The organism is Mycobacterium shimoidei, from assembly GCF_900417275.1.
GTDB lineage: Bacteria > Actinomycetota > Actinomycetes > Mycobacteriales > Mycobacteriaceae > Mycobacterium > Mycobacterium shimoidei.
In genome coordinates this window covers 2,266,576-2,284,989 of sequence record NZ_UEGW01000001.1, presented here as the reverse complement: position 1 = coordinate 2,284,989, position 18,414 = coordinate 2,266,576, and the positions used below count along the sequence as shown (strand labels likewise).

At 64.4% G+C, this 18,414-nt stretch carries 18 protein-coding genes and 3 pseudogenes; 8 read left to right on the top strand and 13 right to left on the bottom strand.

What is annotated here, in order from left to right; all coding sequences use genetic code 11:
* Positions 1-24: 24 nt before the first annotated feature.
* Together MSP7336_RS11265 and MSP7336_RS11260 are read left to right on the top strand one after the other, a co-directional pair.
* Positions 25-1,449, top strand: a complete 1,425-nt coding sequence (locus tag MSP7336_RS11265) for a pyruvate, phosphate dikinase (RefSeq protein ID WP_113963717.1) — start codon at positions 25-27, stop codon at positions 1,447-1,449.
* Complete coding sequence (locus MSP7336_RS11260) at positions 1,446-2,051, top strand: hypothetical protein (protein ID WP_069397014.1); 606 nt, start codon at positions 1,446-1,448, stop codon at positions 2,049-2,051. Before MSP7336_RS11265 ends, MSP7336_RS11260 begins: the two co-directional genes overlap by 4 nt.
* Here MSP7336_RS11260 and MSP7336_RS11255 read toward each other — a convergent pair.
* The 3 genes from MSP7336_RS11255 to MSP7336_RS11245 are packed head-to-tail and all read right to left on the bottom strand — an operon-like array spanning position 2,048 to position 4,735.
* Positions 2,048-3,274, bottom strand: a complete 1,227-nt coding sequence (locus MSP7336_RS11255; RefSeq protein WP_113964874.1) for a wax ester/triacylglycerol synthase domain-containing protein — start codon at positions 3,272-3,274, stop codon at positions 2,048-2,050. The genes MSP7336_RS11260 and MSP7336_RS11255 overlap by 4 nt on opposite strands.
* A 35-nt stretch (positions 3,275-3,309) precedes the next feature.
* Positions 3,310-4,212 (bottom strand): alpha/beta fold hydrolase, encoded by a 903-nt coding sequence (locus MSP7336_RS11250; protein WP_069397015.1) that lies wholly within the window; start codon positions 4,210-4,212, stop codon positions 3,310-3,312.
* Positions 4,213-4,261: 49 nt separating this feature from the next.
* On the bottom strand, positions 4,262-4,735 hold the full coding sequence (locus MSP7336_RS11245; RefSeq protein ID WP_113963716.1) for a VOC family protein: 474 nt from the start codon (positions 4,733-4,735) through the stop codon (positions 4,262-4,264).
* A gap of 77 nt (positions 4,736-4,812) precedes the next feature.
* Here MSP7336_RS11245 and MSP7336_RS11240 point away from each other — a divergent pair, with 77 nt between their 5' ends.
* Positions 4,813-5,661, top strand: a complete 849-nt coding sequence (locus MSP7336_RS11240; RefSeq protein WP_069397017.1) for an alpha/beta fold hydrolase — start codon at positions 4,813-4,815, stop codon at positions 5,659-5,661.
* Positions 5,662-5,673: 12 nt separating this feature from the next.
* On the opposite strand, the gene gnd is transcribed toward MSP7336_RS11240, so the two are convergent.
* Both gnd and MSP7336_RS11230 read right to left on the bottom strand, forming a co-directional pair.
* Positions 5,674-6,696, bottom strand: coding sequence for a phosphogluconate dehydrogenase (NAD(+)-dependent, decarboxylating) (gnd, locus tag MSP7336_RS11235; protein ID WP_069397018.1), 1,023 nt, complete (start codon positions 6,694-6,696; stop codon positions 5,674-5,676).
* A complete protein-coding gene (locus MSP7336_RS11230; protein ID WP_069397019.1) occupies positions 6,687-8,120 on the bottom strand; it encodes a glucose-6-phosphate dehydrogenase in 1,434 nt (477 codons plus the stop codon). Before MSP7336_RS11230 ends, gnd begins: the two co-directional genes overlap by 10 nt.
* Before the next feature lie 63 nt (positions 8,121-8,183).
* Between MSP7336_RS11230 and MSP7336_RS11225 the strand changes: the two genes are divergently transcribed.
* A complete protein-coding gene (locus MSP7336_RS11225) occupies positions 8,184-8,993 on the top strand; it encodes an adenylate/guanylate cyclase domain-containing protein (RefSeq protein ID WP_069397020.1) in 810 nt (269 codons plus the stop codon).
* On the opposite strand, the gene MSP7336_RS11220 is transcribed toward MSP7336_RS11225, so the two are convergent.
* Positions 8,983-9,150 carry a hypothetical protein gene (locus tag MSP7336_RS11220; RefSeq protein WP_113963715.1) on the bottom strand — a complete coding sequence of 56 codons (168 nt, stop codon included), beginning with the start codon at positions 9,148-9,150 and terminating at the stop codon, positions 8,983-8,985. The two genes, MSP7336_RS11225 and MSP7336_RS11220, sit on opposite strands and share 11 nt — an antisense overlap.
* A 41-nt stretch (positions 9,151-9,191) precedes the next feature.
* Here MSP7336_RS11220 and MSP7336_RS11215 point away from each other — a divergent pair, with 41 nt between their 5' ends.
* The 3 genes from MSP7336_RS11215 to MSP7336_RS11205 all read left to right on the top strand — a co-directional run bounded on the left by MSP7336_RS11215 (position 9,192) and on the right by MSP7336_RS11205 (position 13,652).
* Positions 9,192-9,887 carry a guanylate cyclase gene (locus MSP7336_RS11215; RefSeq protein WP_372507668.1) on the top strand — a complete coding sequence of 232 codons (696 nt, stop codon included), beginning with the start codon at positions 9,192-9,194 and terminating at the stop codon, positions 9,885-9,887.
* A 13-nt stretch (positions 9,888-9,900) separates the two neighbouring features.
* A complete protein-coding gene (locus MSP7336_RS11210) occupies positions 9,901-10,326 on the top strand; it encodes a DUF5313 domain-containing protein (protein ID WP_113963714.1) in 426 nt (141 codons plus the stop codon).
* A 164-nt stretch (positions 10,327-10,490) separates the two neighbouring features.
* Entirely contained in the window at positions 10,491-13,652 is a 3,162-nt protein-coding gene (locus tag MSP7336_RS11205; protein ID WP_280524365.1) for an adenylate/guanylate cyclase domain-containing protein, read from the top strand.
* Positions 13,653-13,662: 10 nt separating this feature from the next.
* On the opposite strand, the gene MSP7336_RS11200 is transcribed toward MSP7336_RS11205, so the two are convergent.
* From MSP7336_RS11200 to MSP7336_RS11180, 6 genes and pseudogenes are all read right to left on the bottom strand, one after another.
* The gene (locus MSP7336_RS11200) at positions 13,663-14,214 is read right to left on the bottom strand and encodes a VOC family protein (protein ID WP_113963712.1); all 552 of its coding nucleotides are present in this window, start codon (positions 14,212-14,214) and stop codon (positions 13,663-13,665) included.
* Positions 14,215-14,229: 15 nt separating this feature from the next.
* Positions 14,230-14,574, bottom strand: a complete 345-nt coding sequence (locus tag MSP7336_RS11195) for an Mtp family mycobacterial-type pilin (RefSeq protein ID WP_425325743.1) — start codon at positions 14,572-14,574, stop codon at positions 14,230-14,232.
* Between the two features lie 27 nt (positions 14,575-14,601).
* Positions 14,602-14,687: pseudogene (locus tag MSP7336_RS24675) on the bottom strand (hypothetical protein); the annotation flags it as partial.
* Positions 14,688-14,821: 134 nt separating this feature from the next.
* Positions 14,822-15,328, bottom strand: coding sequence for a hypothetical protein (locus tag MSP7336_RS11190; protein WP_244917446.1), 507 nt, complete (start codon positions 15,326-15,328; stop codon positions 14,822-14,824).
* A gap of 40 nt (positions 15,329-15,368) precedes the next feature.
* Positions 15,369-17,144 (bottom strand): alpha/beta hydrolase, encoded by a 1,776-nt coding sequence (locus MSP7336_RS11185; protein ID WP_113963710.1) that lies wholly within the window; start codon positions 17,142-17,144, stop codon positions 15,369-15,371.
* A 3-nt stretch (positions 17,145-17,147) separates the two neighbouring features.
* Positions 17,148-17,462: a PE domain-containing protein gene (locus tag MSP7336_RS11180; protein WP_220178572.1), complete on the bottom strand. Its 315-nt coding sequence runs from the start codon at positions 17,460-17,462 to the stop codon at positions 17,148-17,150.
* Between the two features lie 403 nt (positions 17,463-17,865).
* Between MSP7336_RS11180 and MSP7336_RS24670 the strand changes: the two are divergent.
* Positions 17,866-18,016 (top strand): annotated as a pseudogene (locus MSP7336_RS24670) (replication initiator); the annotation flags it as partial.
* On the opposite strand, the pseudogene MSP7336_RS24230 reads toward MSP7336_RS24670, so the two are convergent.
* Positions 17,996-18,277, bottom strand: a pseudogene (locus MSP7336_RS24230) (DUF222 domain-containing protein); the annotation flags it as partial. The pseudogenes MSP7336_RS24670 and MSP7336_RS24230 sit on opposite strands and share 21 nt — an antisense overlap.
* Positions 18,278-18,414: the final 137 nt, after the last annotated feature.

The following is an 18,414-nucleotide window of genomic DNA, read 5'->3' as shown; positions in this document are numbered from 1 at the left end:
GCCCAGCCTTGGCCGGCACAACCTGTGCTGCCACTGGACGGTGAGGGCGAGTATCCACCGGAGATCCTGGGCCACAAGGGCTACAGCATTCACACGATGCGTCGGCACGGCCTGCCCGTCCCGCCCGCGTTCTGTATCACCACACAGATAGGCGCCCGATACCTCACCGAGCCCGAGTCGACGATCGACGCGATCTGGGACGACGTGCTCGCGGGAGTACGCCGGCTCGAGGCCGCGACTTCGCGCACGTTCGGGCGTGGCCCGCGCCCACTGCTGGTCAGCGTCCGCTCCGGTGCGGCGGTGTCGATGCCCGGGATGATGGACTCGGTGCTGGACCTGGGCATGACCGACGCCGTCGAGCAGGCCTTGGGTACCGCCGCGTTCGGCCGCGACACCCGGCAACGCTTCACTCGCCGGTATCGGCACGTTGTCGCCGACCCGGTACCCGACGATCCTTATCTGCAGTTGCGGGCAGCCATCGAGGCGGTGTTCACGTCGTGGAATTCGCCGCGCGCCGTCGCCTACCGAGCGCACCGCGGAATCGGAGACCAGGGCGGTACTGCCGCAATTGTGCAGGCGATGGTCTTCGGCAACCTAGGCCCTAATTCCGGTGCCGGCGTGATGTTCTCCCGCAATCCGATGACCGGGGCGAGCGAAGTATTCGGTGAATGGCTGCCCGGCGCTCAGGGTGACGACGTGGTCTCGGGCACCGTTGACGTCCAGCCGATCACTGCGCTGCGGGATCAGCAACCGCGCACCTACGACGAACTGAGCGCCGCGGCCCAGATGTTGGAGTCGTTGAGCTCCGATGTACAGGAGGTCGAGTTCACCGTCGAGGAGGGCACACTGTGGCTGCTGCAGACCCGGGCGGCCAAACGCTCGGCGCAGGCCACCGTGCGACTGGCCCTACGCCTGCGGCGTGACGGGTTGATCGATGACGCCGAGGTGCTGCGGCGGGTAACGCCGGCGCACGTCGACGCGCTGCTGCGTCCCGCGCTGCAGCCCGAAACCCGTTTGACTGCAGAAGTTTTAGCTAAAGGGCTTCCGGCGAGCCCAGGAGTCGCATCGGGCCGGGTCTACACCGACGTGCAGGCCGCGGTGGACGCCGCCGAACGCGGCGAGGACGTCATCCTGGTCCGCGGCCACACCAGCCCCGACGATATTCACGGCATGCTGGTGGCCCGCGGTGTCGTCACCGAAACCGGTGGCACCACCAGTCACGCCGCTGTCGTCAGCCGCGAACTGGGCCGGGTGGCCGTGGTGGGATGCGGCAGCGGGGTGGCCGAATCGTTGGCGGGCAGGCTGGTCACCGTCGACGGCAATACCGGCGAAGTACTCGACGGCACACTGGAATTGACCGCCTGGTCAGAAGACGAGAGCCCCGAGTTGCGCGAGTTGGCCGAGATCACCCGACGGGTCGAGCGTCAGGACGACCAAGCGCGCGCATGAGCGAATTAGCTGTGCTGCAAGCGGTTCGGCTGAAGGGTCGGGTATCGACGGCTGACCTGACGGCGACGTTGGGCGAGGACGAGTCCTCGGTCGCGGTCACCGTCGAGCAACTGACGGCATCGGGTCTGCTGATCGGCGGCGCGACCCTACGGATCACCCCCGAGGGCCGTGCCCGCCTTGGTGAGCTGCTGGCTGATGAGCGCAACGGGATCGATGCGGCGGCCTTTGCCGTCGTCTACGACGACTTCCGTTCTGTCAACGGCGAATTCAAGGCCCTCATCACCGACTGGCAAGTCAGGGACGGAGAGGCTAACACCCACGAGGACACCGATTATGACGCCGGTGTCCTGGCTCGTCTCGACAGCGTGCACCAGCGGGTACTGCCGATCGTCGCTGCCGCCGCCGGCCAGCTGCCCCGGCTGAATCGGTATGCGGCCAAGCTGCAGGCGGCGTTCGAGCGGATCAAAGCCGGCGAAACCATGTGGCTGTCGCGACCTTTGATCGACTCCTACCACACCGTGTGGTTCGAACTGCACGAAGAGCTAATTCTCGCCGCAGGCCGCAGCCGGGATGTGGAAGCGAAAGCCGGTGGCGCCGGCTAGAGTTCGTCATCAAGGCGTCGCGCATAGGCGTCGATGTCGGTGATGGCCGATTCGGCGGCGTGAATGCTGATCGCGACAGTATCGCCGAGACCGTGTACGCCGTGGGTCAGCCCCATCGCCGGCGACAGCGCCGGGTAGCCCGCGGTCAGCAGCACGGGCGCGTCACCGAAATGCAAGTCCGCGGGGCCGCGGTCGACGCTGGACACCACGGTGTTGCCCGACACCATGATTGGCCGAGCATCGGGGTCGAACTGCGCCACACCCCAACGCAGTAACGCGGCCGGCACCGCGGCGAACGCCCGGTCGGCCGAGAGCGCGGCGGGGTGCTCGGTACGTCGGCGGGCAGCGGCCAAATCCGCCATGATCCGCTCCGTTCGAGCCTTCCACGACAATTCCGGGTACAACCCGACGGCCACATTGCGGAAATGGTTATGGGCGCGTCGAGCACCGGGTTTGGCCATCGGCACCTCCGCGTTGAGCGAGCCGCCCGCATCACCCAGATGCCGCCAGAGCGCCGTCGACACCGCGGCCAGCACCGCGACGGAAACGGTCGGCCCGGCCAGCTGCGAGCGGTGGCGCACCAGGGTACGCACGGCGCGCACACCGGCCGGGCGCGCGTTGGTCATCTTCACCGGCTGCGGTCGCACCGGCCGGTCGAGTAGCCCGGCTTCGGTGTCGGCCCGCAGCTGGCGGTGGGTGCGTGCGGCCTGCAGCGCACGCCACGGCAGAAAGCCTGGTCTGGGTGCGTCGACATCGGGCACGGGCACCGCGCGGCCGAACAGCCAGGCGGCCATCGCCGACGCGCGCGAGCCGTCGGCCAACGCGTGGGCGACCTGCAAGACCGCGACGGTACCGACCCCGGTGCTGCCCGGCATGTCGTGGACATCGCTGAACACGTGCAGCCGCCACGGCGTCCGGCGGACGTCGAGCTGGTGTTCGGCGAGCCGGACCACGGCATCCAGACAGCCGCGCCAGCTCCGGTCGCTCAGGCGGTGTCGTTGGACATGCTCGGGCCCGACGGCCATCGGGACCCAGCGCGGGTAGGTCAGCGCGCACCCGTCCTCGACCCGGATCGTCAGCGAGCGGCACGCTTGCGCTCTTAAGCAGATCTGCTCGACGGCGTGCTCCGAGTCCGCCGGCACGCCGTCGAATGCATACAGCAGGAACTGGTCATTGGGGATTTTGGCCGACATCCAGTAGAACTGCGCGTCGACTGCCGCCATCGGGGTCGACATGCGTCGACACTAACGCCGTAGCGTTAGCCGGCCGAGCCGATGAACCTCAACACCGCTGCGGCAACGGCATCCGGGGCGTCGAGCTGCAAGAAATGTCCGGCATGCTCGACCACGACGACGTCGCTGCCGGCCGGCAGCACCTTTTCCGTCCAGTGCGCGAACGCCGATGTCATGCAGCCGTCGTCGCTGCCGTGCAGGTACAGGCTCGGCAGCCTCGGCGTCGACCGCCAGTGCCTGTGCAGCTCGGCATACTGCGCCGGTGGCCGGGTGTTGCGGATGAGGGCCCGGTACGGCCCCAGCGCGGCGTGCCAACTCTCCGGTGTTCCGATCGCGGCGTCGACGTGGCGCAGATCCTCTTCGGCGTCGTAGTGCGGCGACCAGCGCCGCCACAGTCGGGGCAATACCCATGACGCTGAACGCTCTGGCAGCCAAGGCAATTGAAAGTAGAAGATGTACCAGCTGCGCAGCAGCTGCGGGGGCAGTTGGCGAAGCAGTCGGACCCCGTCGGCGACCCCGGACGGGCGGAACCCGGCAGCAACCGGCACCGACATGATGACCGCCTTGGCGAACGGACTGTCGGGCATGGCGGCCAGACCCGCCGCCGCGATGGCACCCCAGTCGTGGCCGATGATCACGTCGCGATCGGTGCCGCCGGCCGCGGACCGCACCCGCAGCGCGTCGTGCATCAACGCCCCGACGTGATAGCTGCCGTCGGACGGAATCGACGATGGCACATAGCCTCGCATGAACGGTGCGACCACCCGCCAGCCCGACTCGGCCAGCCGCGGCGCGAGCTTGCGCCAGCTGTAGGCAGTGTCGGGAAAGCCGTGGAGGCACAACGCAATCGGGCCATCGTCCGGCCCCCAGGTCAGCGCTTTCAGCTCAACCGCAGGGGCGTGCGCATCGATCCAACGCGGTCCGGTCATCACTCGATCCTTGCACGCTCGCCAGCGATATCCGCCCGTGACCGGTGGATTACAGTCGCGCCACTGCGTCTTCCAAGTCCGCGATGACGATCTTGCGCATCCCGAGCATCGCCGTCGTCGCGGCTGCGGCGCGCCTGGGATCGGGATCGCTCAGCAGCTCGAAAAGCCGCTGCGGGACAATCTGCCAACTCAACCCATAACGGTCTTTGCACCAGCCGCATTGCGATTCCGCGCCGCCGTCGGTCAGCCGGCTCCAAAAGTAGTCGACCTCGTCCTGGTCTGCGCAGGTGACGGTGAACGACACCGCTTCGGTGAACGGGAACTGCGGACCGCCGTTGATGCCGATGAACCGGACACCGTCGAGCACAAAGCTGCCCGACACCACCTCACCCGGCACGCCCGGGCCGGCATCCGTGTAACGGTTGAGCGCCTCGATGCGCGAGTTGGGAAAGACCGAGGTGTAGAACTCGGCAGCCTCCTCCAGGTTGTTGTCGAACCACAGCGATGGCGTGATCGGTGGCATGGCCCTCCTTGTCGTCGATTTACTGTTGATCGACCTCGGCGGCACCCAAAAATCATCGCGCCGCTAACGTCAGAGCCGTGAACAGCAGACCGCAGACCGTCAAGTACTCCGGCGTCGACGACATCACCTTGATCGCAGACGAGTGGAATCGAGGCACCGGAGACGGACGGCCTTCGATCCTGATGTTGCACGGCGGCGGCCAGAACCGGTTCTCCTGGAAGAACACCGGCCAGATCCTCGCCGACGAGGGATTTCACGTGGTCGCGCTCGACAGCCGAGGTCACGGTGACAGCGATCGGGCGCCCAACGCCGACTACAACGTCGAGACGTTGACCAGCGACGTCATGCATGTGCTCGATGCCATCGGCCGGCCGGTGATACTGATCGGCGCCAGCATGGGCGGGTTGACCGGCATCCTCGTGGCGGATCGAGCCGGAGCGGACCGGGTCACACGATTGGTCCTGGTCGACGTGGTGCCACGGTTCGAGAAAAACGGCAGTGCCCGCATTCGGGACTTCATGTTCAGCGGTCTGAAGGGCTTCGACACGCTTGAACAGGCCGCGGACGCCGTCGCCGCGTACCTGCCCCATCGGCCCAAACCACGCAGTCCGGAAGGCTTGAAGAAGAACCTGAGGCTGCGCGACGGCCGCTGGTACTGGCACTGGGATCCGGCGTTCATGACCAAACCCGGTGATGACCCGCAGCTGCGTACCGAGAAGTTCGAGCGCGCCGCGGCATCTCTGCGTATCCCGGTGTTGCTGATCCGCGGAAAGCTGTCCGACGTGGTGAGTCCCGAGGGAGTGCGGCACTTCCTGGACACCGTCCCCAACGCGGAATTCGTCGAACTGTCCGGGGCGGGTCATACCGCAGCCGGCGACGACAACGACGCGTTCAGCGACGTCGTGGTGGAATTTGCGAAGCGCTGAGCGCTAGCGAGGTTAGTTCGCCGGTTTCTCGGCGTGCCCGCCGAACTGCTTACGCATCGCGGACAATGCCTTGTTCGCGAAGTCATCGAGGGACCGCGAGGCGAACCGGGACTGCAGCGCCGTCGTCAGCACCGGGGTGGGGACCCCCTCGTCGATCGCCGCGATGGCAGTCCACCGGCCCTCGCCGGAGTCGGAGACTCGCCCGGAGAACTCCGCCAGCTCCGGCGACTCGTGCAACGCGATCGCGGTCAGATCCAGCAGCCAGGAGCCGATCACGCTGCCCCGCCGCCAGACTTCGGCAATCTCCGGGATGTCGAAGGTGTACTGATAGAACTCGGGGTAGGTCAACGGCGCCGTTTCGGCATCACCTTGTTGCACGTGCTTGCCCACGTCGGCATTACGCAGGACGTTCAGGCCCTCCGCCAGCGAGGCCATCATCCCGTACTCGATGCCGTTGTGCACCATCTTGACGAAGTGCCCCGCCCCGGGCGGCCCGCAATACAGATAGCCCTTCTCCGACTGGGCCACCTCGCCGTCGCGTCCCCGGGTGCGCGGCGCCGCGTCCACGCCGGGCGCGACGGACGCAAAGATCGGTTCGGCGTGAGCGAAAGCCTCCTTGTGGCCGCCGATCATCAAACAGTAGCCGCGTTCGCGGCCCCACACACCGCCGCTGGTTCCGCAGTCCAGCAGGTGGATGCCTCTGTCGGACAAAGTCTTTGAGTGTTTGATGTCGTCGCGGTAGTACGAGTTGCCGCCGTCGATCACAATGTCGTCTTTGTCGAGCGTCGTGGCCAGCTCTTTGATCACACCGCTGGTGATATCGCCGGCCGGCACCATCACCCACACCACCCGCGGCTTACTCAGCCTCTCGGCCAGCTCGGCCAGTGATGACACCCCGGTGGTGTTGTCCTCCCCGGCCATCGCCTTGACCGCGTCGGGGTTGTGGTCGTACACCACGCATTGGTGTCCGTCTTTGGCCACGCGGCGCACGATGTTCGCGCCCATCCGGCCAAGTCCGATCATCCCTAGCTGCATGCGCCTGTCTCCTTACTTTTCGGCGGCATCCATGGTTCTTGCCAGCTCCGGTGACCGCGCATCAAGGCCTGCGCCGCCTCGGGTCCCCACGAGCCAGGCTCGTACAGCTCTACCTTGCCTGGATCGTCGAGCAGCGGCTGCACAATTCGCCACGTCTCTTCGATGCTGTCTTCGCGGGCGAAAAGCTGACGATCGCCGGTCAATCCCGCATGCAGCAGACGTTCGTAGGGGCGTATCGGTTCTCCCAAATCCTCGGCGAACGACGAATCCAAGTGGATGTCGCGCCATGAGTCGCCGTCCTGAGCGGCCAACTGTATGCGCATCCCCGGATCGGGGTCGATGCGCAGCACGATCTGGTTCGGCTCGGCCCGTCTGCGCTTGGGCAAGAACGCCAGCGCGGGCACCCGGCGGGTGAACAGCCGCACCTCGGTTATTTTCTCGGGCAACGATTTACCGGCCCGCAGGAAGATCGGCACGCCGGCCCAGCGCCAGTTGTCGATCTCCATGCGGATCGCGACGAATGTCTCGGTCTGCGAGCCTTTCTTCACCCCGTCGATATCGGTGTACCCGCGGTATTGACCCCGCACATAGTGGCTGGGGTCGAGCGCCGGCATGGCGCGAAACACCTCGGCCTTTTTGTCGTTGAGATCATCGGCGCTCGGTCCGACCGGTGGGTCCATCGCAACCAACGCGAGCACTTGCAGCAGATGGTTCTGCACAACGTCACGCAACGTGCCCACCGCGTCGTAAAACTCGCCGCGATCCTCGACGCCGAAATTCTCTGCCATGGTGATGTGGATCTCAGCGATGCTTCGCCGGTCCCACAGCTCGGCCAACATTGTATTGGCGAACCGCAGGTATTCCAGTTCGACAACCGGTTGCTTGCCCAAGAAGTGGTCAACACGCAGAATCTGGTCCTCGCGCAACATCTTGCGCAGCCGGGCGTTGAGCTCGATCGCCGAAGCCAGGTCGTGTCCGAACGGCTTTTCCACCGCAACCCGAGAGCGGTCCAGTAACCCGGCTTTACCTAGGTTTTCGACGATCGGCGCGAACAGCGACGGCGGCATTTCCAGGTAGTACAGGCTTTTGCGGCCCGAACCGATCTGATCGGCGAGCTGTTGATACAGCCCCTCATCGGTGACGTCACCACTTTGGTAGGACAATCGGTCGGCCAACCGGGCGAACACCTTGTCGTCCAACTTCTCGCCGCTGTCTTCGATGGCTTGGCGGGCCCGCTTGACCAAGTCGTCTTTTGAGATGTCGTCGCTGGCCACCCCCAATATCGGGCACTGCAGCAGTTTGCGCCGTTCCAGGCGGTACAGGGCTCGGAAGGTCATCTTGCGGGCCAGATCTCCGGTGATCCCGAAGATCACCAGCAGATCCGTGGAGCTACCACCGGACAATCCAAGACCTCCACGACACATCGAGCAACTCGCTAACCAGGCGAACCGGAGGCCTTCGAGGCAGGTCAGGCCACATCAGGAAAAATGCCTGGAATGGGTTGGCCCATGATAGCCATCTACGTGCTGGCCGCCGTCGCCGCGGGCGAGGCCGTCGCACTGGTGACGATGTGGGTGGTGCTGACTCGCAGCCGACGAGAGACCGATGCGCTGCGCCAGCGGGTCGACAACCGCAGTTGGCTGCTCTCCGGTGGCCGTGAGGCGGTCAAGACGGTATGGCAGACCGCGAACCTGGTGCGCAAAGAAGGGTTCGGCGCGGCGGTGCGCAGTTCGATCGAGGACCTGGCCGACTGGGCCGAGGTGGAGCGACCTGACCTGGCCCGGGTCACTCCCGACGGCCGGGTGGTGATCCTGTTCTCCGACATCGAGGAGTCCACCGCGCTGAACGAACGGATCGGCGACCGCGCCTGGGTCAGGCTGATCGACGCACACGACAAGCTGGTCCGGCGGCTGGTCAAGAACTACTCCGGGCACGTCGTCAAGAGCCAGGGCGACGGTTTCATGATCGCCTTCTCGCACGCCGAGGATGCCGTGCGCTGTGCTGTCGAGCTTCAGCAGAAGTTGCACGGAGATGCTAAGCACAAGCGGCGCAATGGTTTTCGAGTGCGAATCGGGATCCATATGGGCCGCTCGGTGCGCCGCGGCGACGACCTGTTCGGCCGCAACGTTGCGATGGCGGCGCGGGTGGCCGGACAGGCCGGTGGCGGACAGATTCTGGTCAGCCAAGCGGTGCGCGACGCGGTCAGCGACTGCGAGGACATTTCGTTCGACGACGGGCGCGACGCCGAGCTCAAAGGCTTCAGCGGTGCCCAGCGGCTGTACGCGGTTACTGGCTAGGTTCGGCTTCGGCTTCGGCCAGCCGCTGATGGAGCCGTGCCCGGACCTCGTCGGGCGTGTATGCCTTGCGTCGGCGCTGATCGCGCGCCACCAGCACTCCCCCGGCAGCCACCCCGACCAGACCGGCTAACCCGAGCCACTTCCATACGTTGCGCATGACCACAGTCTGCCTATGGTGCTGTGGTGGACACCACTACCGTGACGCTCGACCAGGCGCTGGACGAGACCCGCACCGGCGACATCTGGCTCTTCCGCGGCCGCTCCCGGCCGGACCGCACCATCCAAACCTTGTCGAACAGCCCGGTCAACCACGTCGGCATGACGGTGGCCATCGACGATCTTCCACCGTTGATCTGGCACGCCGAACTCGGCGACAAGCTCGTCGACGTGTGGTCGGGCACCCATCAACGCGGAGTGCAGCTCCATGACGCCCGCCAGGCCGTCGAGCGCTGGGTGCTGCACTACCACCAGCGCTGCTGGCTGCGCCAGCTGACGCCGTATGCCACCCGGGAGCAGGAAGACCGGCTGCTGCGGGTCATCGCCCGGCTGGACGGCACTCCGTTTCCGAGCGTGGCACGACTCACCGGCCGTTGGTTCCTTGGGCGAGTCCCAAAGCTCTACGACTGGACGAGGGGAATTCCGTTCGTGGATAAGAAGTCTCGCGAGGTGACGCAGCGGCGCAAGGCGCAAAGGCTGCAGGCCGGCCTGGAGACGAGCTACTGCGCCGAGACGGTGGCGATCACTTACGAAGAGATGGGGCTGCTGGACACTCACAAGGATCCGAATTGGTTCGATCCCGGCTCATTCTGGAGCGGAGACAACTTGCCGCTGGCGCCCGGTTACCGGTTGGGCGAGGAGATCGCCGTCACAGTGCCATCGGCCGACGAAGCCTAGACTTGTCAGCAGTATGTCATCCACCAAGCCGGGCATCTTTGCCTACATCGCGTACTGCTACACCCAGCGGCGTCTTCCCGACTCGATGCGCGAGTGGGTCGCCCACGACCTGGCCGGTGCGGGCGCGATCCGCCGGTTCATGGTCCGCGCAGCGATACCGCCGCTGCTTTTACTCGCCCCGTTGTGGCTGCTGCCCGTTGCCCAAAACGCGCTGTATGTGCATGTCGAGATGACGGTGCCGATCTACGCCTGGGCGTTGGTGGTTTCGTTCGCGCTGAACAAGGTGTGGCGTCGTCATCGGCTGGCCCAGCATGGACTGGATCCGAATCTGGTCGATGTGATCAAACGGAAGAAAAACGCGAAAATGCACGAGGATTACATCCGCCGCTACGGCCCGCGTTCGGATCCGGCCGACGTCAACACCAACCCGTTCTTCTGAGCCCTCGACTGACCCTCGACTGACCCTCGACGCATTTCGTCCGTTGCACCAGGTCCCGCCCCTTTGTTGTGGCATTCTGCGGGCATGTCCGCTCTGTCGGCGGCTGCTGTTTCGGGAGTTGTGAGCTTTCTGTTCACCGAGCTCCATGAAGCGCGGGCACGCTGGTGACCGCGACGGCCGGGTGCCGCGCCTGTGGGACACAGCCGCGGGAAGGCGCGCGGTTCTGCGACACCTGCGGTTCGCCGATCACGCCCGTCACTGAGCACGCCGAGTACAAGCAGGCGACGGTGTTGTTCGCCGATGTTGTTCATTCGATGGACATCGCTGCGTCGGTTGGTGCTGAACGGCTACGCGAGATCATGTCAGAGCTGTTGGATCGTTCGACGACTGTCGTCGAGCGGTACGGCGGCAAGGTGGACAAGTTCACCGGTGATGGACTGATGGCGATCTTCGGCGCCCCCGTTACGTTGGAGGACCATGCCCTTCGCGCATGCCTTGCAGCACTCGACATCCAACGCCAATTGGCGGCCCTCTCCGAAGAGGTCGATCGCCGCGACGGCGTCGCGCTGCAGCTGCGGATCGGACTGAACTCCGGTCAGGTAATCGCCGGTGAAATCGGTTCTACCACCGCAAGCTATACCGCCATCGGCGAACAGGTCGGGATGGCGCAGCGGATGGAATCGGTCGCTCCACCCGGTGGTGTGATGCTGAGCGACTCGACGGCCAGGCTGGTAGGGAATGGTGTCGTGCTTGGTGAACCCGAACTGGTCCACATCAAAGGCGGAAGCACGGTGACCGCCAGGCGCTTACTGACCATCGGCGAGCGTCAACCAGCGCGTCACACCGAATCGAAACTCGTCGGACGCAATTGGGAGCTCGCGACGATCGAAGAGATCCTCGGTGAGGCCACCGACGGGTCGGGGTGCATCGTAAACATCGTCGGACCACCAGGTATCGGCAAGAGCAGACTGGTTCGTGAGACCGCCGCACTCGCAAGCGGTCTCGCCGTACCGGTGTTCAGCACCTACTGCGAGTCTCATGCCACCGACATCCCGTTCCACGTGGTAGCCAGAATGTTGCGTGCCGGAATCGGTATCGACCAACTCGAGGCCGACACCGCGCGCACACAGGTACGTGACCGTTTCCCCGGTGCCGACTCCGAGGATCTACTGCTGCTGGACGACTTGCTGGGAATCCGCGATCCGGCGACACCACTGCCCGATATCGCCGCCGACGCCCGGCGCCGCCGATTGACCACGCTCGTCAATGCCGGCGCATTGGACCGCCGGGAAGCGGCGGTGTACGTCATCGAGGATGCGCACTGGATCGACGAAATCAGCGAGTCGATGCTGGCCGATTTCCTGACCGTCGTCCCGCAGATTCCGTCGCTGGTGTTGATCACCTACCGCCCGGAATATCAAGGCGCGCTCAGCCGCGTCCCCGGCTCGCAGGCAATCGCCTTACGGCCGTTGAACGATGCGCACACAGTGGAGTTAACGGCCGAGCTGCTCGGCGCCGACTTGTTGACAGCCGACCTGGCGGCGCAGATCGCAGACCGCGCGGCCGGAAACCCCTTCTTCGTTGAGGAGATCGTGCGCGACCTGGTCGAACGAGGCGTGCTGCAAGGCCAGCCGGGCTCCTATCAACCGCAGGGCGAGGTTGCAGACGTCGAAGTGCCGGCCACACTGCAAGCCACCATCGGCGCACGCATAGATCGCCTCGCGGCATCGGCCAAACAGACCCTGAATGCCGCGGCGGTCATCGGCGCACGATTCGACGGCGAGCTACTCGACACTCTGATTCCCGACGTGGACGTGGCGCCGCTGATCGAAGCCGAACTCATCGGCCAGGTGAGCTTCGCGCCGAACGCCGAGTATGCGTTTCGTCATCCGCTGATCCGCACCGTCGCCTACGAGTCACAACTGAAATCCACTCGCGCGCAATTGCACCGAGATCTCGCGGCGGCAATCGAAGCGCGCGCATCGGCGGACGAGAACGCGGCGCTGATCGCCGAACACCTCGAGGCGGCCGGGAATCTGCACGCCGCCTTCGACTGGCACATGCGCGCCGGGACATGGTCGACATTCCGCGACATGGCCGCAGCGCAGACGAGTTGGCGGCGGGCCCGTCAGGTCGCTGATCGGTTACCTGACGACGACCCTGATAGCTTGGCAACGCGTATCGCACCGCGGACGTTGTTGTGCGCGACGGCGTATCGGATGGGCGGCAGTGGCGCCGACACCGGCTTCGAGGAGCTGCAAGAGTTGTGCACCGCCGCCGGTGATCAGCGATCGCTCGCAATCGGACTGTCAGGGTTTTTGACGTTGCAGGACATGAAAGGGCACCGCCGCGAGGCATCGCAGCTCGCCGACAAACTCGTAGGAGTACTGGAGGAGATCGGCGACCCAACGTTGACGGTCGCACTGGCTTTTCCCGCGATGATCGCCAAGCACGAGACCGGTGAAATGACCGCCGTGCTGCGGTTGGCCCAACTCGTCATCGACCTTGCCGAGGGCGATCCCGACAAAGGCAAACTGGTCACCGAATCTCCATTGACGATCGCCACTACCTGCCGCGGCTTGGCCCGGTGGTGCCTGGGCATTGCCGGCTGGCGAGATGACTTCGACCAAGCCATCGTGACGATGCGTGCGCTGTTGGCTGACCCGGGGACGCTGGGCGGCGTTATCTGGTTTACCTATGTCTACGCGATCTCATACGGGGTGCTGTTGCCCGGTGCGGAGGCCTTGCGCGACACCGCCGAATTCCTGTCAATAGCAGAGCAATCGGGAGACGATCTCGCTCTCGATCTGGCTCGGGGAGTTCACGGCCTCGCTCTGGCATACCAGGACGGTTCCGAGCGCCGGCGTGGCTTCGAGCTGCTCGCCAAGGTGCGCGAGCGGTGCGAGAACAACCAGTTCGCCCTGACCAATCTGCCGATTGTCGACAGCCACATCGCCCGGGAAAGGGCACGGATCGGCGATGTCGCAGGTGCCATCCAATTGGCTCGCGCCGTGGTCGACGACTTGCTGAACTCCGGTGGCTGTTTCTGGACCGCGTTGGCCGCCAGTGTCCTGGTGGAGGCATTGCTGCAGCGCGGCGGTGAAGGCGATCTCGGTGAGGCCGAGCGTGTGATTACTCAGTTGGCCGCTGTGCCAACCGATCCCGGCTTCGTCGTGAATGAGATCTCATTGCTGCGGCTGCGGGCGCTGCTGGCCCGCGCCCGCGCCGATGAGGCTGCCTATTGCGACTACCGCGACCGCTACCGGGCGATGGCGACGTCGCTTGGTTTCGAGGGGCACATGCAGTGGGCCGCGGCGCTGCCGTGACAGCGAGCGTCTACCGCGCCGGCAGGGTCCGCCTCGCTTGCAGGGTGACGCCGGGCACCGTGTTCGCCAGGTCCGGTCGGCTCTCGGCAAACCCACGAATCGCACGGTAGAACGACCAAACTTGGCGCGGCGACGGGACTTTGGGCAGCCACGCCAGCTCCCAATGAATGCCGTTGATTGGGTCGTCGAAGAACACGGCGTAATAGCCGGGCCAGTACTGCGGATACTCCTTGGGTTCGTCGGTCACGGGGATGTTCCGGCTGACCAAGAATTCGCGATGAAAGCGATCGACCTCTTTTCGGCTGCGGGCCCACAGTGCAACGTGATTGATGCCGACCGCCTGGTCGCTGTGCGTCAACTTCCCCCCGGTGCGGGCGGGCTGAATGCCGATGTAGCTGTGTGGGTTGAGATACCGCGTCATGTAATAGATCGACTGGTATTCCATGTTCAACGACGAGAAGCTGCTGTACCCGAGCCAGCCGAATAGTTCGTCATAGAAGGCGATGGAGTCGTCGTAGTCCAGCACCGCGAATTCGACATGACTGACTCCACGCCACCGCATTACGCCTCCTTGTATCTAGATGGGAGTCCAGATTCCGTTGTTCCAGAATCCCCAAGCATTGTCAGTGGTCTTCCACATGACATGCGCTCCGGGCGCCCACGGTGGTGGAGGTGGCTGCGGCGGCGCCCATATCGGCGGAGGTCCCCACTGGCCGAAGCCCGCCGGACCCGCCGCGCCTTCCCAGTCGTGGCACTGGTGCCAGTCCCAGTCATAGGCCGTACCCCAGCTCGGGTCCCATGGATCACCTGGACACCAGTGATGGCCAGGGGCCGCCTGAGCCATGCCGCCAACCAGTCCGAACGCGGACAAAACCAACCCGACAGCCGCCAACACGCTCATCGACCGCTTCACAATCGCCATCTTCCAGGCTCCTTTCGACAAGCCGTCTTAGTTGGGTGTTGGTGGCGGTTGGGGCTGGAAGGGTTCGTACACCACCACCACTCGGCGCGCTCGCCTAGGGGCCCCGGACCCGGCGGGGCTGTCTACTTCCCAGCGGTATCGCGGGTGGCGAGACCCCAAAGCGGGGCATTGTCGTGTGCGGCGAAGTGTCGCGTCTATGGAGAGATTTGTCGGTAGCCAGACTTTACTCGCGAGTGATGATTGACCGCTAGCTGAGGTTGACGGCTTCGGTCGATCCTCTGGTTTGTTTCGTAGTGGTTACATCCCGGCACTCGCCGAGCAGGTCGACGGCCGGGTATTTGTCGGCGGTCCCTGGGTAGAACGTCGCGACGACATTGTTCTTCTTCAGCACACTGCCGTGGCTATGAAGGTCCGGGTCTCCAGCCCAGCCAAGGCTCTGAAGGCGTTGAACCATGTCGGCGATCTCGGCCTCTGACGCTTCGAAACTCGACGCGGGCGGGTAACTGATGGTCAATCTTCCACGGAAAGGCGGGTCACCCTGATCGTTGCACGACGAGTGCCAGAAGAAGGCGTCGGTGACGTGTAGCCCAAGGGCGTGGACGATCTCGCGGGCGGCGTCGACGACTTGAGCTTTGGATTGCTCGGGCGTCATTGGATTCGTGACGCTGGCGGCTTGCATCTTGTTCATCACTCCGCATCCTGACGTTACGACTGCGACCATGGCTATGACTGTTTTGATGGCAATTTTGAGCATCTGACTGCTCTGCGTTCTCGTATGCAAGTTGCACCTTTTGCTATCGGTGGTAGTGCCCGCTGGTGCCCGGGCGGTACAGTTCGGGATCGCTGGCGCCCGGAGCGCCGAAAGCCTCGATGATTTGACCTAGGAGAGTGTCGCGGTGCGGGGCGGTCATGCCGTGACGCTCTAAGGCGTCGCCGTGGCCGGATGCGATGTCGGCCATGCTGAACAAGGATTCGCTGCCGGGATCGTAATAGTGACTATGGTCGTTGAACGTAAGTCCGGGGACCTCGGCTTTGAACCGGGTTGACCCGAAGCCATCCACTGCTGGGTCCGGGCCCAGCGCGACGGTGACGTCGGTTCCCGGCACGTGCACCTGTGGTATATCGCCCAATTGGGTGATCGGGTCGGTCGAGGCGGAGCCCACATAAACGTGGCCCCCTTGCGCTAGATGAAAATCGGCGGCGCTGTGGGCCATGTCGGTGCCCGGGCATCCGATTAGAACCACGTCGTTGGCGTGCATCCCGTAACCGGCCGCGGCGTCGGCCACCGTGGTTGAGCCATACGAGTGTCCGATCACCGTGACATCGGAGGCACCCTGATGAGTGACATTGAGCGCGTTGACATCCGACGCCAACAAGGCACCCCCTTGATGCGCGAGCCCGGTCTGGCCCACCTGAGGATCGGCGAGGCTGTCGGGTGCGTTGTAGCCCATCCACGCCACAACCGAGGTGGCCTTGCCATGGTTAGCGGCCCAGGTCTCGTTGTACAGATTCGCCGCATCGTCGCTGGAAAGCCAGCCTTCGGTGACGCTGTGACTGGTGCCGGGCACCACCACAGCGGTATTTGCTGCGGTGTCCGGGTTGCCGATCGCGATCGCCGCACGACCTTGACCACCGAACTTGTCCGGCTCGTACACCTGGAGAAACGTAGGAGCATGGGTCTTCCTGCTGTTTTCCTCTAGCCCATTTTTAACTTGGACCGCGTTGGTGTAGCGGGCGACATCGGTAGCGGTGAGGCCATAGTTCTGCGGATGAGCGGTCACCTCCTGGACTGAGACATGGTGACGTGACGCTGCGTTGGTGACCCTGTCCAAATCGTGTTGCATGACGGTCTTGTTGGCGGTGCTGCGGTCGGCAACGTAGATGCCGTCGAGGTTGCCCAACGCGTCCGGGTGCTCGCGCAGTAGTTGATCTTTCTGCTGCTGGTTCAGTGAGTCCCACCACCGTTTGACGTCGTTGGAGTTGGTGCCAGCTTTCGGTATCTGCGGGCCGGGGTCCTGGGGCGGTGTGAGCGGTGCTTCACGTCCGGTGGATGCTGGCCGCACGGTAAGCGGAGTTGCTGGTAACTTGCCCAGCCTGGCCGCGCCGGTTTGGACAAGTTGAACGTTTTCAGCGTGCGTCGCTCTGACCAGTCCTTTGATGAAGTAGTCTTTCTGCTCGGCTGTTGCCTGTGAGTCGTCGGCGACCTGGTTAATCAGCTTCTGGGCGTTCTCGACGTTTTCGATGATCTGCTGCTTGGTGGTGAGCACCACGCCTGCCGAATCGCGATACAGCTTGGCGGCCGCAGCCGATCCGTTCACGTGGGCTTGTAGCGTGCTGATCTGCTGCTGGTGTTTGGCGTTCGCGGCGTTGGCGGCTGTACCCGACCACACATCGTCGTCGAAGAGTCTGGTCCGTGCTTGCTGGAAGGCCCACAATTGCTCGTCGACAGCCTTCTTGTCGGCATCGAACGCGTCGGCGGCATCTAACAGGGCCGTTTCGTCAGCCTCGGGCCAGGCTGGCGGCGCGGTCATCTCCGGGCCGTAAGGTCCGCCGGGTCGTTCAATGCCCATTGGCTAATCCGATGCGGGCAGGCCGGCCATCTGCCGGTCAATCTCCTCGCCCAGCGGTTCGTCGGTGCCGACATAGGCACGAGCGGCGGCGCCCAAAGCCTGCGCGTAGCCACTAGCTTCAGCTTTGGCTGCTGGGCGGTCCGCAACCAGCGGAGCCACAGAGCTGGTTACGTGGGCTGCGATGGCCGTCGACAGCGGATCGGTACCAGCCGGAGAGACTGGTTGGGGCGCGTCGGGGATCGCGCTGGCAGCGCTCAGCAACTCTTGTCCCACACAGGAAAGAGCCCTGGCCTTGACTCGCAAATTAAGCACCGCCACCAGCACCTCGCATCGCATACTTCGTGTGGCAAATATACCCAACCGTCAGCCACCTCCGGCGCACCAAATTGTCGCCACAACCGAGGTGGGACGGTCACCTTGGCCCGTGGTTTGTCTATGTCCCCAGCGTCGGCGCAATCAGATCGCGCACCCGTTGGGCGTATCCGTATTCGATCCGTTCGATCTCGGCAACCATCCGCTTGACGCGATCCTCATAGACGACGGCCTGTTCGACGCGCGATGTTTTCGGCTACTAGTTGCACTCGGATATCGGGGTCGCCAGTGCTGTACAGGGTTAGCCAGTCCGTGATTGCGGTGGCGGTGAATCGTTGGCCACCTGGTAGCTTTCGGATTGCAGCCGGGCCAGATCGGCCGGGCGCACCTACCGCCCACCCCCGCCAGCGGTAGCAAAGCCCGCTGCCCACACGGAAAACCCTTATGGTGCAACACAGTTCACCACGCCGATTATCCGGTTCGGGCAGCCGCTGTGCGCCGACTGTTATGACTACACCGGGCATGTGCTGTTCAATTGGCACGCCCCGGAACTGTGGCGCGCTCTGTTCCACCCGGCGCTTCACCGTAACCATGGTGTGGGCATTGGCCGATGACCAGCCAAGCTTCCAGGTCACCACCGCCGCCAGCGAGCGCGCACCGGTTATCCCCCACAGCCCGTCGCGATACAACTCCGCGGCAATCTGCACAATGCGCCCATCAATCGCATTGCGCTGACCAGCCAACTCCGCTAACTCCTCTGACAACACCTCCAACCGCTCAGCCGGGCGAACCCCCGCAGCAGGCGATGCAATCGAGGACAAAACCGCATCATCACACCCGGGTACGACAATTACCCCCGCCGATCCACTGCGAGCTCCGAATCCGCGACTTTGCCGCTGGGCGTTGAGCCGAAATTCCACGACGCCAGTACACGTATTCGATACACGTCGTATGCCTG